This is a genomic window from Rhodopseudomonas boonkerdii, assembly GCF_021184025.1.
GTDB lineage: Bacteria > Pseudomonadota > Alphaproteobacteria > Rhizobiales > Xanthobacteraceae > Tardiphaga > Tardiphaga boonkerdii.
In genome coordinates this window covers 3191019-3207255 of sequence record NZ_CP036537.1, presented here as the reverse complement: position 1 = coordinate 3207255, position 16237 = coordinate 3191019, and the positions used below count along the sequence as shown (strand labels likewise).

Here is a 16237-nt window from a genome sequence, read left to right as displayed (position 1 = left end):
GCACATTCCCGTTCGTCGGTGGACGCGGCGTGGCGAGGGCGTCATCTCCGTCATAGATCGCCCCTATCACGGAGTTCATGAAACAAGTTGCTGAAGGACAACCGTTATCAAGATGCAAATAACCAGTCCAGACAATGAGCCAGTGAGCCACGGATTTGACGAGATTTTCAATCTCATATCGATCAACGCATCGATCTCAAGGATCGGCGATCTGCTCGGTCAGAAAGTCGGCGTATCCGGGCCGCAATGGGCGATTTTGACAATACTGGAAACGATGAACGGAGGTTGCGGGATTTCGGTCAAGGACGTTGCCAGTAAGATGTGCGTCGATCCGTCGTTTGTCTCGTCTCAGACTAGAACCTTGCAGGCAGAGGGACTGATTAAGAGGAAACAGTCGCGGGATGACCGACGGATCGTGATACTGTCGTTGACGGACGATTGTCGCGAACGGATGAAGCAAGCGTCAAAGCAACGAGATCGGCTGCAGGCTTTGGTTCATGCCGAACTCGGAGAGGTATTGATCGCCGAACTTGCAGATGGAATTTCCGCTCTCGAGAAGAAGATGCGGAAGGTCGCTATCATTGCTGAATTGAACATCGATTGAAACGCGATGTAGCCCCCGGTGAGTTAATCAAAGTCGGCTCGACAGAGCCTCCGTGAGGTGCTTGTCGAAATCAGCCTTGCGGTCCTCGATCGGGAGTTTGAAGATATTGTCTTCGGCTATGAATGCCCTGTTCTCGTCGGGCCGGAGCTCGGAAATGTTGCAGTCCTCGAACGAGCAATGTGTGAAGGCCAGGTTCTCCGCCTGATCGTCGATCAGGATCGTACGCATCACGAATTCGCACTCGTCATACCGTGCGAACGCCATTAGGCCGCGGAAGTCCAGCGTGCTACCAGCCCTCACATACTCCGCTCGTTACTATAGCCCGTTTTGGTGAACGCTTTGAACCACTGACGAACGCGTGTCTGTCCAATTCCGTACACCTCTCGGTGCGCTTTAATTCAGTGAACCTAGTCGTCGTTAGAAAACGGCAAGCGACGTCTGAGCTTCCACGGACCCCGATGTATGCCCAAACTAGGAAACCGGTTGCGGAGCCATCACGGCGGTTGAATTCGCTCTCAAGCGTTTTGTAGAGCGCACGTGCCTCGTCGGGCCGCACCTGGTTCTGGACGGTCATGTGCAGCGACCAACGCTGAATCGATCAGCTATCGCCCACCGACGACATTCTCGCGGCGCATTGGAGAGAGGTGTCGAGGACGGGCGGCAAAAATCGGACGAACATCCGCGTTCACAATGAACTCATAGAGCTCGTAAACCCGCCGCTTCGGCGGGTTTGACTTTCTGACGTACCCGCTGCGCATTCCGCACTAGCTTCTGTGAAGTAGTCGATGGCAAGCGAATGGACATCCCAGAGGTGATTTTGTGGACAAAGAAAAACCGCGGTGGACACACTAGCCGGCATCAACAACCAGAGGCCTTCTTTTTCACAGTATGATTGGTGACGAAGCCGTAGCCGCAGGTGTCGCAGGTCCACAGATAGCTGACCACGTTGTCGGCGAGGAACGCCGACGACTCCGCGGCAATCATGCTGTCCGCGCAGACCGGGCAGGTCGGGAGATCAACCCCGCGCGGCGGCGAGCCCGGCGATTTCTGATGGGACGTCTTGGTCGTACGGATTTCAGCGGATGCTGACATCGAGACCTCCTTCACCATCTGAGTTGATCCGTGATGAGATTATCCTGATCTGCCCGACCAGAACCGATTTGTTTGACCTTGTCGCAACACAAATGCGTTGATCTGGTGATATTCCAATCGCGTTTTTGCGATGCAGCGGTGAGCCGAGACGGGCCGTTGCGACGCAGTGCCACGGCTTCATCATGTAGCATTCAAATCTGCAGGTTCTGTTACCGACCGGATCACGCACGACGATACGTTCATTGCGGCAGTCCGGCAGCGGCCTCGATGCGTCTTATCGGCTGGTAATTATCTGAGCCTGGTCTTAGTTCTTAAAATACAGCACACCGTGTAAGGATTGCCCGTCATGGCCCAGTCACCACGCCGCCCCAAGGATGCTCGTAGCGAGGCCGAGGCGGCCTTCAAGAAGGCCACCGCGCCCGTGGTCGAGGCACCAGTCAAGAAAGCAGCCGTTCCCGGTGTCCGCGAACTGGTGTCGCTGCGGATCGATCAGGATGTTCTGGAATATTTTCAGGAATCCGGCCCCGGTTGGCAGGACCGCATTAACGATGCGCTGCGCAAAGCCGCAGGCAAGTAATACGAGGCCGATCAAAGAAAAACGCCAGCGCCGGTCTTCTCGACAGGCCGGACGCCGGCGTGGACGGCCCTAGCGGTTGAGGAAGCCGCCGACGACGCCGCCGATGAAGCGGCCGGGCAGTGCGGGGTCCACCGCGGGTGCAGCAGGAGCCGGCTGACGCCGGGCGACCGGCGGTGCCTCTTCGTAAGCCTGCTGCACTTGACGGCGCACGGGCTTCGGAGCGGGGGCAACGACCGGTTCCTCTGCCAGCGTGACGGGTTCGGCAAGCAGGGCCACGTGCTGCGCCTTGTTGAGATAACCCGAGGTCGGATAGCCGCGTGCGGCCTGCCAGCGCGTGATCACGCCGCGCGTGCCCGCATCGAAGCTGCCGGTGGCCTTGGTGTCGAAGCCGAGGGCGTTGAGGCGGCGCTGGACATCGCGGCGTTTGGCCTGATTGAGGCCAATCTTGTCCTCGGTGAGCTGGTTGGACTGTTCGGTGAAGACGGCTTTGTCGGTGCCCGGCGCTGCGTTGCGCGGCGCAGTTCCGGCCTCCTGCAGCGCGGCGATGCGCGCGAGGGCAAGCGGCTTGAACTGACCGTTCGGATACATGGTGATATAGGCGTTGAGCTCTTCGGGACGATTGGAATCCTTGATGGAGCGCCAGAACTCGAGCTCGACGTCGGAGCCGGCCGCCGGCATGGTCGCCGTCGGGCTGGCGGCCGCAACCTGAACCTGCGTCTGGATGTCGGGATTGAGGTAGACGGCGCCGATCAGATTGGTGTGCCCCCAGGGCAGCTGGCCCTTGTTGGTCTCGTCCTGCACCTGCGCGCGGACCTTGGTCATGGCCTGCTGGATCTCGGCGCCGGGGGCGGTGATGTTGTTCAGCAGCGCACGCGTGAACGGGCTGTTGCCGCCGCTCTTGCCGTCGAGCGCGGTCTGGCCGGGACTGGTGGCGAAGGCGATCAGCGTGCCTTCGCCCGACTTCATCTCGGCAAGGCCGGACGACACCGCGACGCTGCGCGTGGCTGATCCGCTCGAGCGGATCTTGGCGGCGAACGGATTGTCGCGGCAGGCATCGAGGAACACCAACTTGACCTTGGCGTCGCCCATGGTCTGCTCGAGCGTCGTCTCGACATTGATGGCTGCGCCGAGCTTGACGTCCATCTCCGATTTCAGATTGGCGTCGATGGGCAGCAGGTAGTTGATGTTGTTCACCGAGATGCCATGGCCGGCATAGAAGAAAAGTGCGACATCCGCGCCCTGCGCCTTGCGGCCGAATTCCAGCAGGCGCTCGGTCATGCCGTCGCGGGTGAGGTTGGAGCCCTCGATCACCTCGAAGCCGACATTGCGCAGCGTGCTCGCCATCGCCTTGGCGTCGATGGGTGGGTTCGGCAACGGATCGACGTTCTTGTAAGCGCCGTTGCCGACGACGAACGCGACACGTTTATCGGCAAGCGCTGCATCGGCGCTAAAAACGACGGACAGCGCGGACAAAGCGAATACGAGCTGGCGCACGGCAAATCTCCCCCATCGAATCCGGTCGGCGACCGATTGGCTCGGGACAAATTACCAACTACGCGCAACGGCTAAAATGTCGGTACGCGCATTGTGCGAATAAAATCGAAGATGGAACTCAGGCGCTTGTGCGCAGGGGAACAGGCGCGGGAGCGCGCAGGTTCAAAGCATTGCCGGCGAGAATGAGGGCGGCGCCGAGCAGCGTGAGCATATCGAGTTGTTCGGAATAGAGTAACCATCCGATGGTGGCGCTGAGCGGTACGCGCAGAAAGTCCATCGGGACCACCACTGTCGCATCCGCATAGAGCATCGCGCGCGCCATGCAGAAATGAGAGAACGTACCGCAGAATCCGACCACGACCAGCCAGAACCACACATAGGCGGATGGCCACTGCCAGACCGATATCGCGGGAACGAGGCCGGCCACGGATTGTACGACGATCATCCAGAAGATGATCTTGAGCGCGCTGTCGGTGCGGGTCAGCGACTTGATCAAGGTCACGGAGATGCCGAACCCGAAGGCCGAGGCGAGAGAGATCAATTGCCCGACGTTCAGCTCACCGGTGGCGGGGCGCACGATGACGATCACGCCGATCAGGCCGAGTACGATGGCAACCACCTTCCACGGCGTGATACGTTCGCCGAGAAAGATCGCAGCCATGATGGCGATCCAGATCGGCATGGTGAATTCGATGGAGACAAGCTGGCTGAGCGGGATCAGCGTCAGTGCGTAGAACCAGCCGAGCTGTGCTCCATAATGTACGAGGTTGCGTGTGACATGGGCGAGCGGGCGGGCCGTCTGCATCGTGCCGAACCCGTCGTTCATCAGGATGATCGGGATCAGGAAGACGAAGCCGAACAGCGAGCGGATTTCCATGACCTGAAAGACGTTGAGATCGCGCAGCGTCTCGCGTCCGCCGATGGCGACGAACAGCATCAGCAGCAGCCAGCCGGACATCCATAGCGCGGCGCGAAAGATCGACGGAGGGTATGAAGTCATGGACGCGAACGTTTCCTGCTTGGCCCGCCGCTATGTCCGGCGTTCGCCTTGGATGCAGTATCGTCGAGGCTATCCCTTTGCAACGTACGGAAACGGCGCATCAGCGATGCGCGCAAAACAAAACCCCGGCAGCGCACGCGCGGCCGGGGCCCCGAATTCGTATACGCGTGAACTCAGCTGCGATTCAGCGTGATGTTCACACCTTTGAACTGGCCGTCGGACGAGATCGAGACGGCCTGTTTGTTGCCTGTGGTGGTCAGGGTCAGCTTGGCGTCGAAACCAGGCGCCGAGACATTGACATTGAATTTGCCGGCGCTGGAGGTGCCCGACAGCTCGCCGCTGACATTGCGGGTGGTCTCGGACCACTGACCGGTGAGCTGGTGGCCCTTGGCCTGCACATTGCTCTTCAGCTCGAACTTGTAGCTGTCGCTGGCGCAGAGCAGGGACTGGTTCAGGCCGTTGCCGTCGTTTGAGACGGCATAGGTGGCCTTGCAGCGGATCCGCTCCTTGGCGCCGCCGTCGAGCGAGATGTTGCCCTGACCGGACCACACGCCTGCCATGCCGGCAAACGGCGCAGACTGTGCTAAAGCCGCGATCGGCGGCACCGCGAGGGCGGCGGCAACGACAGCGGTCCGGCCGAGACCGCGCGGGAAGATCGAGGCGACTTTCATAGGAGCGTTTCCTGGCTGCGGTTTATTGACGAGAAGCTTCCCAACGCCCGCTGCAGGGGACGCCGTTCGAAGCGCCATTCCATTTGCCGGAACCGGCATTGCCGGTGAGCTGGCCATTGGCGAATGCCGGGCCGATCGAAACCCGGACGACGCCCGAGGTTGCAATCTTGCCGGAGACTTCGGCGCCGGGAGCGGACACCCGCCCATCGGTCACCGTCAGCGGATAGCTGGCCGTGCGGTCGCAGCTGCCGGACTGCGTGAAAATGGTGACGTTCCAAAGACCATCATAAGGGTGCTGGGCGGATGCGGGGGCAATGGCGGCAAACGTGGCACCGGCCAGCACGGAGGCGGACAGGAACACGCGCATGCGGTCGAAACGCATTGAATCAAATCCTTGAGATATTGTGATAACCCGCGTTATTGGAGCCTAATGTGTCCAAAGTTTGTGCGGCGCGCAATGAAGCCATAGCACCTATGTCGATGCAACGTACCTTCCCCCGCGGTCGTTCCCGGCCGAAGGTAATATTTTCGTTCAGTCCGACAAATCAGTGAAGCTTGGGTGCCTTGGTGGCGAACTGCTCATCTTGATAGGTGGCAGGTAAGCTATTGTTCGCAATAGCATAATCGACGACTTCACCGAGCAGCTTGTAGCCGAGCGGGGCGAGGGCGCGCTCCCACAGTTCACGGGCGGTTTCGCCTTTTCTCACGAAACAGAATTCCTGGGCGGCGATGGCGCCGCCATCCATGACGTCGGCCAGGTGGTACACGGTACCGCCGGCGATGGGATCGCCCTCCTTGATCGTCCATTCCACCGCTGCGATTCCCCGGTGACGGGGCAGCAACGAGGGATGGTAGCCGATGCCGCCGAGTTTGGCCTTGTCCAGCGCATCCTGGCCGATACGGGCATGGCTGTGAGCCGTGATGATCAGGTCGGTGCCGTCGGGAATTTCGGAGGCGACAACGAGCTTGGGATTCGCCTGAACGGTGACCGGAATGCCTGCGGCCTTCGCCGCGGCAGCCAGACGATCCTCGGCATCGGCGACGACGACGCTGACGATCTCCACCTTGTGGCTCTTGAGCATGTCGAGCGTGGTGACGCCAAAGTGGCGGGAGCCGACGAGAGTAATTCGCATGGATGTGGTCCGGTGGTCAGAGGCGGGTATGTCGATGACGGTCTTGGCAGGGTTTCTGTCATCAACGCAAGATCAATATCTTGGCAAGCAAGCGGCTTTTCCAGCTGGACACAGGTTGACGCGATACTTGCAGGTCGTCGTTGTCACAACACCAGCTTGCCGAGATGGTCGAGGCAAAGTCGAAACCAAGGCGTGTCAAAGCGTCGCAATTCGTTCGGTGTCCTCTCGTGATTCATTCGGAATAGACGCGATTCCAGCGCCAAGCGGCGATGTGCTTATTCCCGTACGTCAATAGATTCTAAATCGGTTTCGTTGCCTCGGTGCCGACGATTACCTAGTCACCCACCCCAGTCATGTCACTGGGGGCGTTTGTGACCATCTATCAGAACTATAAGAATCGTCTGTTTGTCGGCGCAGCGACGAGCGTCGTTGCGCTGTGTTTGAATGGCGCGGGAACGTCGCGAGTGAACGCGCAAAGCGCGCAGCCGAATGTGCTGCCGCCGGTTGCCATTGATGCGCCCCAGCAGCGCGCGCGTCCTGCGGCCACTGTCCGCACACGTACAGCGCCTCAGCGTGCGACCCGTGTCGCGCGGCGTCAGCCTGTCGAGCAGCAGCCGATGATACCGATCTCCACGGTCGGATCGACCCGCACCATCGGCGCGCCGGCGCCGGCCTATGCAGGTGGTCAGGTTGCCACCGGCGGCACGCTCGGCCTGCTCGGCAGCCAGAGCGCGATGAATGTGCCCTTCAGCACGGTGAACTACACTTCCCAGCTGATCGAGAATCAGCAGGCGCGCACCGCAGCCGATACGCTGATCAACGATGCGTCAGTTCGCGTGACCCAAGGGGCGAACGGTTTTGACGATACGTTTCAGATCCGTGGATTTCAGGTCGGCCCCGGCGACGTCGGCCTCAACGGTCTCTATGGACTAGCGGCTCCTAATCACGTCCCCGCTCAGATCACTGAACGCATCGAGTTGCTCAAGGGGCCGGGCGCGTTCGTCAACGGTATGCCGCCAGGGGGCAGTGTTGGTGGCAGCATCAACATCGTCACCAAGCGCGCCACCGATGTGCCGTTCGCGCGGATCACGCCTTTCTTCATGAGTGCTGGCAATTACGGCGTGCATCTCGAAGCCAGCCGGCGCTATGGCGATAACAACGAATGGGGCGTTCGCTTCAACGGCGTCGGTCGCAATGGCGAGGCGTCCATCGACGGGGGGAACTGGCGGTCGGGTCTCGCTGCCCTGTCGCTTGACTACCGCGGCGATCGGCTGCGTTGGACCTTTGATGCCATCTCGCAGAATGACGACACCAAAAATTCTCGTCCGCAGATGACAATTCAGACCACAGTGCCGTTCATTCCTGCGCCGCCCGATTCGCGTAGCACCTGGTATCCGAACATCAATCTGGTGCAGCGGGACAACACCATCGCATCTGGGCTCGAATACGATGTCACCGATTGGCTCACCGCCTATGCCGGTGTTGGCTATCGCGACGGCAACGGCGCACAAAATCTTGCTGACTCGCGCGTGGCCGGCGTGAGCTCCGGTTTGGACCAGTTCGGACGGTTCGCCGCCTACAACGCCTATTATGATTTTTACAGCAAGGCAGTCAGCGGCAATGTGGGGCTCCGGTCGCGCTTCAATACCGGGCCCATCAGTCATGCTGTGAACGTCGCCTATACCGGATTCAATCAGGAGTCCGGCTACGGCTACGTCACCTCGCTGCAAAATCCAACGCCGGCCTATGTGCTGTCTAACATCTACAACCCGTCGCCACTGCCAACCATTGCAGCGGGACGTCCGCCGCAAGGACGAAGCTCTGACATCACGCTTAGTAGCGTTGCGGTGTCAGATAGGCTGTCTGTCCTCAACGAACGTGTTCTTCTAACCATTGGTGCGCGGCACCAGATGGTGAGGCAGGATTCGTATAACTACCTCACTGGCGCGCAGACCGGAACCTATGATGCTGCAGCGACGACGCCACTTGCTGGCCTCGTTGTGAAGCCTTTGGAAAATGTCTCACTGTATGTGAACTATGCTGAAGGATTGAGTCAGGGAACTGTTGTCCCAATTGGGCAGGGCTTCGTGAACCAGGGCGAAGTACTTGCGCCCTATAAGTCGAAGCAACAGGAAGCTGGCGTGAAGGTTGATTGGGGTACCATCACCACGACCGCGGCGGTGTTCCAGATCATGCGTCCGAATCTTGTGACGACGCCCGCCTTCGTTCGCGCCTATGATGGTGAGCAACGAAACCGCGGTTTGGAATTGAATGCTTACGGTTTGTTAGCGCCTGGCTTGCGCGGCATGGTCAGCGCGATGTTCCTGCGTCCGGAAATCACGAAGTCCTCGACGGCTTCCGAAATCGGTAAGGATGCCGCGGGCGTGCCGGACAAGACGTTCTCTGCTGGCCTTGACTGGGATGCGCCGTGGGTCTCCGGGCTCGCCTTCAATGGCCGCGTGATCTACACGTCCGGCGCCTATCTCACTAGTGCCAATCTACTGCGCTATGACGACTGGACCCGTGTCGATATCGGTGCGCGCTATACGACCACGGCACTCACGGGCAAGCCGGTTACTTTCCGCGCGAATATCGAGAATGTCGGCGGCGCAAATTATTGGCTCTCCACTGGCACCTTCGTCACGGTCGGTTCGCCGCGCACTTATATCCTGTCTGCTGCGTTCGATTTCTGATCGGTCTTAACGATACGGGAAGCAAGATCGTCCGGCGCGTATGATGTCGTATTGCGATGTCACCCGCGCCGGACCGCGTGTTCGTCAGGCTTAATCGAGGTTCGTTATGAAGAAGTTCTCCATCGCCATTGTCGCCATGCTTGGCGCTATGACTTCCGCGCAGGCGCACCAGATCTGGATCGAACAAGCCGATGATCAGAACGCTGTCGTGCGGTTCGGCGAATTCGGCGAGAATCTACGCGAGGCATCGCCGGGCCTGCTCGACAAATTTGTAAAGGTGGCCGGGGCGCTCGTGTCTGCCAAAGGTGAGCAGAAGGCGGAGGCGACCAAGACTGCAAGCGGCTTCACGCTGCCGTTCAAGGCAGCGTCCGGCGACAGCATCGTGGCAGAGGATGCGAGCTATCCGCTCTATACGACCAAGCAGCAGGATAAGCAGATCACTGGCTGGTACTATCCGGCTGCGCGTTACATCACCGGCTTTGCCGCGCAGAGGCCGAAGCTCGTTCTCGACCTCGTGCCGACCGGTCAGGACGGCGAGTTCAAACTGTTCTTCAAGGAGCAGCCCAAAGCCAAGACCAAGGTCACGCTGGTGACGCAGTCCGGATGGTCGAAGGAAGCGCATACTGACGAGCAGGGCGTGGTGAAGTTCGACATGCCTTGGAAAGGCACCTACGTGGCTGAGGTCAGTTTCAATGATCGCACGGCAGGCGAACGTACGGGGACGAATGGCGCTGAGAAATACGATGCGGTGAGCTACGCCACCACGGTGACCTATCTGAACGCCAACGGTCTCGCTCCGATTCCTGCTGGCCCGGCAGCCAAGCCATCGCCGGCGAGATGAGCATCCTTGTTCATCGCCTTCTTGCCACCGGCCCGCTGATCTCGCGCATCGTCGCTGCGCTGTTCGGTGGCTATGCACTGGCTGCGCTGAGCAGTATCGCCGTGCTCGCATTGCCGATGGACAAGGTCCAGGCGGTGATCGCCGGCACGCTGGCGAGTTTTCTTGTCTATGCCGTCGCCGTGATCTGGGTATTTGCGGTCCGCAGTGCGTTGAAGGCCTGGACCGGCCTGATCGTTGTCGCGGTGCCGCTGGGGCTCGCGGCGTGGTCCGTTTCCTGACGAGGTCCGCGGCATGACGGTGGAGAGTGATCGGCAAGTTGCAGGTCGCGGCATCCGGCAGAGCATGTCGGATCTGCACACCTGGGTGGGCCTTCTGCTCGGATGGGTGCTCTATGCGATGTTCCTCACCGGCACCGTCTCCTATTTCAAGGACGAGCTGTCGCAATGGGCGCGGCCGGAGCTGGCGCGTCTCGTCGAATTGCCCGATCCCGCCGTGGTGGCGCAGCGCGTCGCCGATACGTTCGACAGGATCGCGCCGGGCACTTCGCAGTGGAGCGTTCGTCTGCCCGATGCCCGCAACAACAGCGCCTATGCGTTCTGGCGTACGACGACCCGCGAGCCCGGACAACGCGGCTTCGCCGAGGGCCATTTCGATCCGGCTACGGGCGAGCGCGTGAATGCACGCGATACGCTGGGCGGCGATTTCTTCTACCGCTTTCATTTCCAGTTCCACTACATGCCCGTATTGTGGGGCAGGTGGCTCGCTGGCGTCGCCGCGATGTTCATGCTGATCGCCATCATCAGCGGCGTCATCACGCACAAGAAGATCTTCGTCGACTTCTTCACTTTCCGCTGGGGCAAGGGACAGCGGTCATGGCTCGACGCCCACAATGCGCTGTCGGTGTTCGGCCTGCCGTTCCATGCGATGATCACTTATACCGGCCTGGTGACGCTGATGGCGATGTACATGCCATGGGGCGGGCAGGTGGCGATCAAGACGACGGCCGAGCGTCAGCAGATGCAGGCGGAGATCAGCGCATTCGCGCAGCCGGGCAAGGCCACCGGCCAGAAGGTCCCGCTGGCATCGGTCACGGACATGGTGCGTCAGGCGCAGGAACGCTGGGGGCACGATAATGTCGGCCGCGTCAATGCCACGCATCCCGGCGATGCCGCAGCCCGCGTGATCGCGATACGCGGCGATTCCGGCCGCGTCTCCATGAGTCCGCAATACATGGAATTCGACGGAACGACCGGCAAACTGCTGTCGGTCCGCGACCAGGTGGGAGCCGCGGCGGAGACGCGCGGCGTTCTCTATGCGCTGCATCTCGGGCGCTTCAGCGACACCGTCACCCGCTGGCTTTACTTCATCGTCAGTTTCACGGGCACGGCCATGGTCGGCACGGGGCTCGTGATGTGGACGGTGAAGCGCAGGCAGAAGCTGCCCGATCCGCAGCGTCCCTATTTCGGCTTCCGCCTCGTGGAGCGGCTGAACATTGCGAGCATCGCCGGCCTGTCGATCGCTATGACCGCCTTCATGTGGGGCAACCGCCTGCTGCCGACCACGCTGGCAGGGCGTTCCAACTGGGAGATCGATCTGTTCTTCATGGTCTGGGCCGCGGCTTTGCTGCATGCGCTTGCGCGTCCAGTGAAGGCCGCCTGGGTCGAGCAGCTCTGGGCGGCGTCGGCATTGCTGTTCCTGCTGCCGCTGCTCAACGCCATGACGACGCAGCGTCCGCTCTGGCATAGCCTTGCGCAGGGCGACTGGGTGTTCGCGGGCATTGATCTGATGTGCTGGGTGCTGGCCGCGCTGCATGCCGTATTGGCGATCCGCACCGCACGACATCAAGTCAAGGTGCTGGCCGGGCGCAAAGCGCACCAGCAACCAGCGGTGGCCGTCGCATCGGGCGGGGCGGCGGAGTGAGCCATCTCTTTGCCTTCCTGCTGAGCGTCGCCGGCTTCACTGCATTGGCAGGTGCCACGAACCGCCAGCAGCGCGATCTGTTCGGCCGGACGCTACGATCCGCCACGACGCGGATGTTGCGCCTCGTCGGTATCGCCGCGCTACTGGGCGCGCTGGGTATCCTTGTCGCTCAGCACGGGTGGGGTCTCGGTCTCGTGATGTTCAGCGGCCATACGAGCCTAGCCGCCGGCATCGTTGTCTGTGCGCTGATCGGATATGGGCGAACGCGGGGGCGAGGGCTGCGGCCCCGATAAGTTTTTACCAGTTAGAGTAGCGGAATTCGTCCGGAAATTCATGAAGTTGTGGTGGGCGGGATGGGGATCGAACCCATGACCAGTCGATTAAAAGTCGAATGCTCTACCGCTGAGCTACCCGCCCGAAGATGCCGCTGAAGAGAGGCTTGCCGGAAGTTCCGCCCTCAAGGAGCGCGGAAGGCCGGTCGGCCACGGCCGCGACATTGGCCGCAATGCAGCGTGTCGCGTTGACCGGCTGTGTAAAAGGCGGGCCCGCCGGGGTCAAGGGCGAGCCTGCGGGTTATGGACATGAACTGCCCTGCGGTCAGCGCGCCTCGCGCTGGGCCTCAGGCCGGTTCATGTCGAGCTGGGGCATCTGCACCGGACGCAGGCCGATCAGTTCAGCGGTGCGGATCGTTGTGTTTGTCCACCATTCGAACCGGTTGGCGCGGGAATTCTCCAGGATCGCGATCGCCACGGCGGACAGGAACGGCAGGCTCTGCAGCACCAGGACGGCGGCGAAAATGTAGATTTCCGTGACCTGCTTGTCGTTGTTGGCGAACACCAGCACGCCGGAACTGATCAGCAGCAGCACGCCGATGACCGCTTCCCAGAAGGCCTGGAATTCGATCGAGCTCCGCGATTTGCCGCCCTTCGAGGTGACGGTGAAGGGCAGGTGGTCCTTGATCAGGCCATCGGCGACGGCCCGCGACACCGTCCATTGCACCGACATCGCGGCGATCATGGCGCCGAGCATCTGCCACAGGCCGATCTTCACGCGCAGGCGATACAGGATCAGGAAGTGCGCCAGCGAGATCACAAAGGATGCGATGATCGGCAGGGTCAGGATCTTGTCGGGAATGGCGATGCCGGCGAAGGCGATGATCGGCACCCAGACGATGTTGAGGATCGCCACCACCACGCCGAGGCTTTCGGCCCCGAGCCAGTTCAGCCAGCCGATGCCGAATTCGCGCTTCTGATCCTGGGTCATGCGGCTCGCGCCGGGCAGGAAGCGGCGCCAGTGCTTCTTGATGATCTGGAAACCGCCATAGGCCCAGCGATGGCGCTGCTTGCGGAACGCCTCATAGGTGTCGGGCAGCACGCCGTAGCCGTAACGCTCCTTGGTGTAATGCGTCAGCCAGCCATGCTGCATGATCGCGAGGCCGAGATCGCTATCCTCGCAAATGGTGTCGCCGGCCCAGCCGCCCGCCATGTCCATCGCCTCGCGGCGGATCAGGCACATGGTGCCGTGGACGATGATGGCATTGGCCTCGTTGCGCTGGACCATGCCGATATCGAAGAAGCCGGCATATTCGCCGTTCATGATGTAGTGCATCAGCGACGTATCTTCGTCGCGATGATCCTGCGGCGCCTGCACGAGGCCGACGCGGGGATCGTTGAAGGCTGGGACGAGGTCGCGCAGCCAGTTCGGCGTCACCACGTAGTCGGCGTCGATCACGCCGATCACTTCGGCGTCCGCCGCGGTGCGGTCCATGGCAATGCGCAGCGCGCCGGCCTTGAAACCCTGGACCTTCTCCGCATTGATGAAGATGAAGCGCTCGCCGAGCATGCGGCAGTGATCCTGGATCGGCTGCCAGTAGGCGGGATCAGGCGTGTTGTTGATGATCACCACGCATTCGAAATTCGGGTAATCGAGCGCCGCCACCGCATCCAGCGTCAGCTTCAGCATCTCCGGCTGTTCGCGATAGGCCGGGATGTGGATCGAGACTTTCGGATATTTCTGTTCGGCCTCCGCGGCGGCGAACAATGCCGCGCTGCGCTCCGGCGTCAGCAGGCGCAGCGGCTTCTTGCCGAAGGCGATGGCCGCAATTTCCTCGATGCGGGCAAGCGCGATCAGGATCAGCGGGATCAACAGGATGCAGCCGAGGGTGAGCGCGAAGGCCGAGCCCCAGACGAAATAGTGGGTCTGCTGATAGGCGAAGATGGTCGCTGCCCAGGCGCCGACGGCGTTGGCGGCAATGGACAGGACCAGCGCCTGCATCACCGTGGGGGCGACGATCTGCAAAATCGGCAGCGACAGCAGAACACCGACAAGCAAAGCGAGGCTGGCATTCTTCCAGTAGTCCGGGTTCACGACCGGACCGGTCCAGGAGAATTTCGGTTCGCGGTTGGCGTTGAGCACGCCCCAATAGGGGCCGACGCCGCCTTCGAAGAATTTCCAGGGCTGGTCGATGGCTTCGACGATGTTGTAGTCCATGCCGATCGCTTCGGCGCGGGTGACGAAGTTCCGGAGCACTACCGCCTGCTTGAACGGACCGGGCTCGGCGCGGCGCAGATTGTAGCCTTCGCTGGGCCAGCCGAATTCGGCGATCACGATGCGCTTGCCCGGAAAGGTTTCGCGAAGCAGGCCGTAGAGATAGACGGCCTGATCGACCGCCTGCGTATCGGTGAAGTTTTCCCAGTATGGCAGGATATGCGCCGCGATGAAGTCCACCGATGACGCAAGCTGCGGATTGTCGCGCCAGATGTTCCAGATTTCACCGGTCGTCACGGGCACGCTGACCTGGCGTTTCACTTTCCGGATATATTCGACCAGTTCGTCGATCTTCAGTTCGTCGCGATACAGCACTTCGTTGCCGACCACGATCCCGATGACGTTGGGGTTCTTTTTGGCAAGATCGACGGCGGAAGCGATTTCGCGCTCGTTGCGGTCGACATTCTTGTCGATCCAGACGCCGAGCGTGACCTTGAGGCCGAATTCATTGGCGATGGCCGGTACGATCTCGACGCCGCCGGTGGACGAATAAAGACGGATCGCCCGCGTCATGGTCGCGAGCTTGCGGAGGTCGGCGCGCACTTTCTCGACGGTCGGGATGTTGTCGACGTCAGGATGTCCCGTGCCCTCGAACGGTGCATAGGAGTAGCTGGGGACAATGCCCTTGAAGTCGGGGGCCTCCTGCTTTTCGCGCAGCAGCGCCCAGAGGCCGGCATGAAGGGCAGTGACGAGCAATATAACGGCGACGACAGCGCGCATCGCGACGAAACCATAACGGGGCGAAGCGGGCCGGGGTACGGACCTGTCCCCGAGGTCCGGCCAGTGGCGACGGGCAGAGAACATCTGCCACGGAATTCAACAACTCAACTGCCGCCATGGCGTTTTGAGGGCGGCACCAGTTTCGGATGCGCACCGCGCTTACGCGGCGGTGCGCCGTATCGTCGAGCTTACTTGGCGCTCACTTAGGCGCCTCGGCCGGTTTGGCGTCCGGCTTGCCATCGGTCGGTGCAGACTGGGCAGCCGGAGCAGCAGGCGCGGGTGCCGCGGGCTGGCTCAATGCGGCCGGCTGCGGAGTGGCGTTTGGATTGATCCAGCAGGCATGGACATGGCGGTTGAGGCTGTCCGCGACCTTGGGGTCGATCGCGGGGCCGAACTTGACGAGGCAGCGGAAGGTCGCCTGCACATGGCCGCCGGGACAGCCGAAGCGGTCATAAAGGTCGAGATGGCGGAAGGCGGTGTCGAGATCGTCGCGCCACATCAGGACAACGACGCGGCGGCCGAGCCAGACGCATTCCGGATTGCCGGCGGGACCGTTGATCGCCTGAGTTGCCTCGACGAATTCGTCGGCGCGCTTCTGGCCTTCGCGGGCGACGTCGGCGGGCGTGGTCGGCGCATTTGCCGCAGGTTTTTGATCCTGGGCGAGAGCGATGGTGACCGGCGCGATCACGGCACTTGCACCGAGTAGGACAGCGAAGGCCGACGTTGCCAGACGGCGCATCACTACAGATTGGAACCCGAACACCAGTCGACCCATAAAGTCCCCGACAAAGTTGGCCGTCAGCCTTCCGACAGGGTCGCGGCATGACGTGCAAATGGGTCTCCAATACGGCGAAGACCTCAGGTGAATCCCATGACGGACATTTTCAATTTTGTCCAGAACGTCCGAAGTTGGTCTCATTTCCGTGGCGAGAGAGAGTGGGCAAT

Annotated in this window: 16 protein-coding genes and 1 tRNA gene; 7 read left to right on the top strand and 10 right to left on the bottom strand. The window is 61.2% G+C overall.

The features are described 5' to 3' along the window. Positions 1-112: 112 nt before the first annotated feature. Positions 113-604, top strand: a complete 492-nt coding sequence (locus E0H22_RS14660; protein WP_233021745.1) for a MarR family winged helix-turn-helix transcriptional regulator — start codon at positions 113-115, stop codon at positions 602-604. A gap of 27 nt (positions 605-631) precedes the next feature. Here the strand turns inward: E0H22_RS14660 and E0H22_RS14655 are convergent, their stop codons facing one another. Together E0H22_RS14655 and E0H22_RS14650 are read right to left on the bottom strand one after the other, a co-directional pair. Further along, positions 632-835 (bottom strand): hypothetical protein, encoded by a 204-nt coding sequence (locus E0H22_RS14655; RefSeq protein ID WP_233021744.1) that lies wholly within the window; start codon positions 833-835, stop codon positions 632-634. A 627-nt stretch (positions 836-1462) separates the two neighbouring features. Further along, the gene (locus E0H22_RS14650) at positions 1463-1696 is read right to left on the bottom strand and encodes a hypothetical protein (protein WP_233021743.1); all 234 of its coding nucleotides are present in this window, start codon (positions 1694-1696) and stop codon (positions 1463-1465) included. A gap of 346 nt (positions 1697-2042) precedes the next feature. On the opposite strand from E0H22_RS14650, the gene E0H22_RS14645 reads away from it, so the two are divergent. Continuing rightward, the gene (locus E0H22_RS14645; RefSeq protein WP_233021742.1) at positions 2043-2273 is read left to right on the top strand and encodes a BrnA antitoxin family protein; all 231 of its coding nucleotides are present in this window, start codon (positions 2043-2045) and stop codon (positions 2271-2273) included. Between the two features lie 69 nt (positions 2274-2342). Here the strand turns inward: E0H22_RS14645 and E0H22_RS14640 are convergent, their stop codons facing one another. The 5 genes from E0H22_RS14640 to E0H22_RS14620 all read right to left on the bottom strand — a co-directional run bounded on the left by E0H22_RS14640 (position 2343) and on the right by E0H22_RS14620 (position 6571). Then, a complete protein-coding gene (locus E0H22_RS14640) occupies positions 2343-3767 on the bottom strand; it encodes a caspase family protein (RefSeq protein ID WP_233021741.1) in 1425 nt (474 codons plus the stop codon). Between the two features lie 118 nt (positions 3768-3885). Further along, a complete protein-coding gene (locus E0H22_RS14635) occupies positions 3886-4767 on the bottom strand; it encodes a DMT family transporter (RefSeq protein WP_233021740.1) in 882 nt (293 codons plus the stop codon). Between the two features lie 173 nt (positions 4768-4940). Continuing rightward, entirely contained in the window at positions 4941-5438 is a 498-nt protein-coding gene (locus E0H22_RS14630) for a hypothetical protein (RefSeq protein WP_233021739.1), read from the bottom strand. A gap of 22 nt (positions 5439-5460) precedes the next feature. Continuing rightward, positions 5461-5820, bottom strand: coding sequence for a hypothetical protein (locus E0H22_RS14625; protein ID WP_233021738.1), 360 nt, complete (start codon positions 5818-5820; stop codon positions 5461-5463). A gap of 163 nt (positions 5821-5983) precedes the next feature. Beyond that, positions 5984-6571, bottom strand: a complete 588-nt coding sequence (locus E0H22_RS14620; RefSeq protein ID WP_233021737.1) for a formyltransferase family protein — start codon at positions 6569-6571, stop codon at positions 5984-5986. Positions 6572-6942: 371 nt separating this feature from the next. Here E0H22_RS14620 and E0H22_RS14615 point away from each other — a divergent pair, with 371 nt between their 5' ends. The 5 genes from E0H22_RS14615 (at position 6943) to E0H22_RS14595 (ending at position 12318) form a co-directional block, all read left to right on the top strand. After that, the gene (locus tag E0H22_RS14615) at positions 6943-9264 is read left to right on the top strand and encodes a TonB-dependent receptor (protein WP_233021736.1); all 2322 of its coding nucleotides are present in this window, start codon (positions 6943-6945) and stop codon (positions 9262-9264) included. A gap of 106 nt (positions 9265-9370) precedes the next feature. Then, complete coding sequence (locus E0H22_RS14610; RefSeq protein WP_233021735.1) at positions 9371-10105, top strand: DUF4198 domain-containing protein; 735 nt, start codon at positions 9371-9373, stop codon at positions 10103-10105. Further along, positions 10102-10383, top strand: coding sequence for a DUF3649 domain-containing protein (locus E0H22_RS14605; protein WP_233021734.1), 282 nt, complete (start codon positions 10102-10104; stop codon positions 10381-10383). Before E0H22_RS14610 ends, E0H22_RS14605 begins: the two co-directional genes overlap by 4 nt. A 13-nt stretch (positions 10384-10396) precedes the next feature. After that, positions 10397-12025 (top strand): PepSY-associated TM helix domain-containing protein, encoded by a 1629-nt coding sequence (locus E0H22_RS14600; RefSeq protein WP_233021733.1) that lies wholly within the window; start codon positions 10397-10399, stop codon positions 12023-12025. Next, positions 12022-12318 carry a DUF3325 domain-containing protein gene (locus E0H22_RS14595; RefSeq protein ID WP_233021732.1) on the top strand — a complete coding sequence of 99 codons (297 nt, stop codon included), beginning with the start codon at positions 12022-12024 and terminating at the stop codon, positions 12316-12318. The genes E0H22_RS14600 and E0H22_RS14595 overlap by 4 nt, the downstream gene beginning before the upstream one ends. Before the next feature lie 49 nt (positions 12319-12367). On the opposite strand, the gene E0H22_RS14590 is transcribed toward E0H22_RS14595, so the two are convergent. The 3 genes from E0H22_RS14590 to E0H22_RS14580 form a co-directional block, all read right to left on the bottom strand. Beyond that, positions 12368-12442 (bottom strand) — tRNA-Lys (locus E0H22_RS14590). A gap of 180 nt (positions 12443-12622) precedes the next feature. After that, positions 12623-15292: a glycosyltransferase gene (locus tag E0H22_RS14585; RefSeq protein WP_233021731.1), complete on the bottom strand. Its 2670-nt coding sequence runs from the start codon at positions 15290-15292 to the stop codon at positions 12623-12625. Positions 15293-15491: 199 nt separating this feature from the next. Then, positions 15492-16067, bottom strand: a complete 576-nt coding sequence (locus E0H22_RS14580; protein ID WP_233021730.1) for a beta-1-3, beta-1-6-glucan biosynthesis protein — start codon at positions 16065-16067, stop codon at positions 15492-15494. Positions 16068-16237 lie beyond the last annotated feature (170 nt).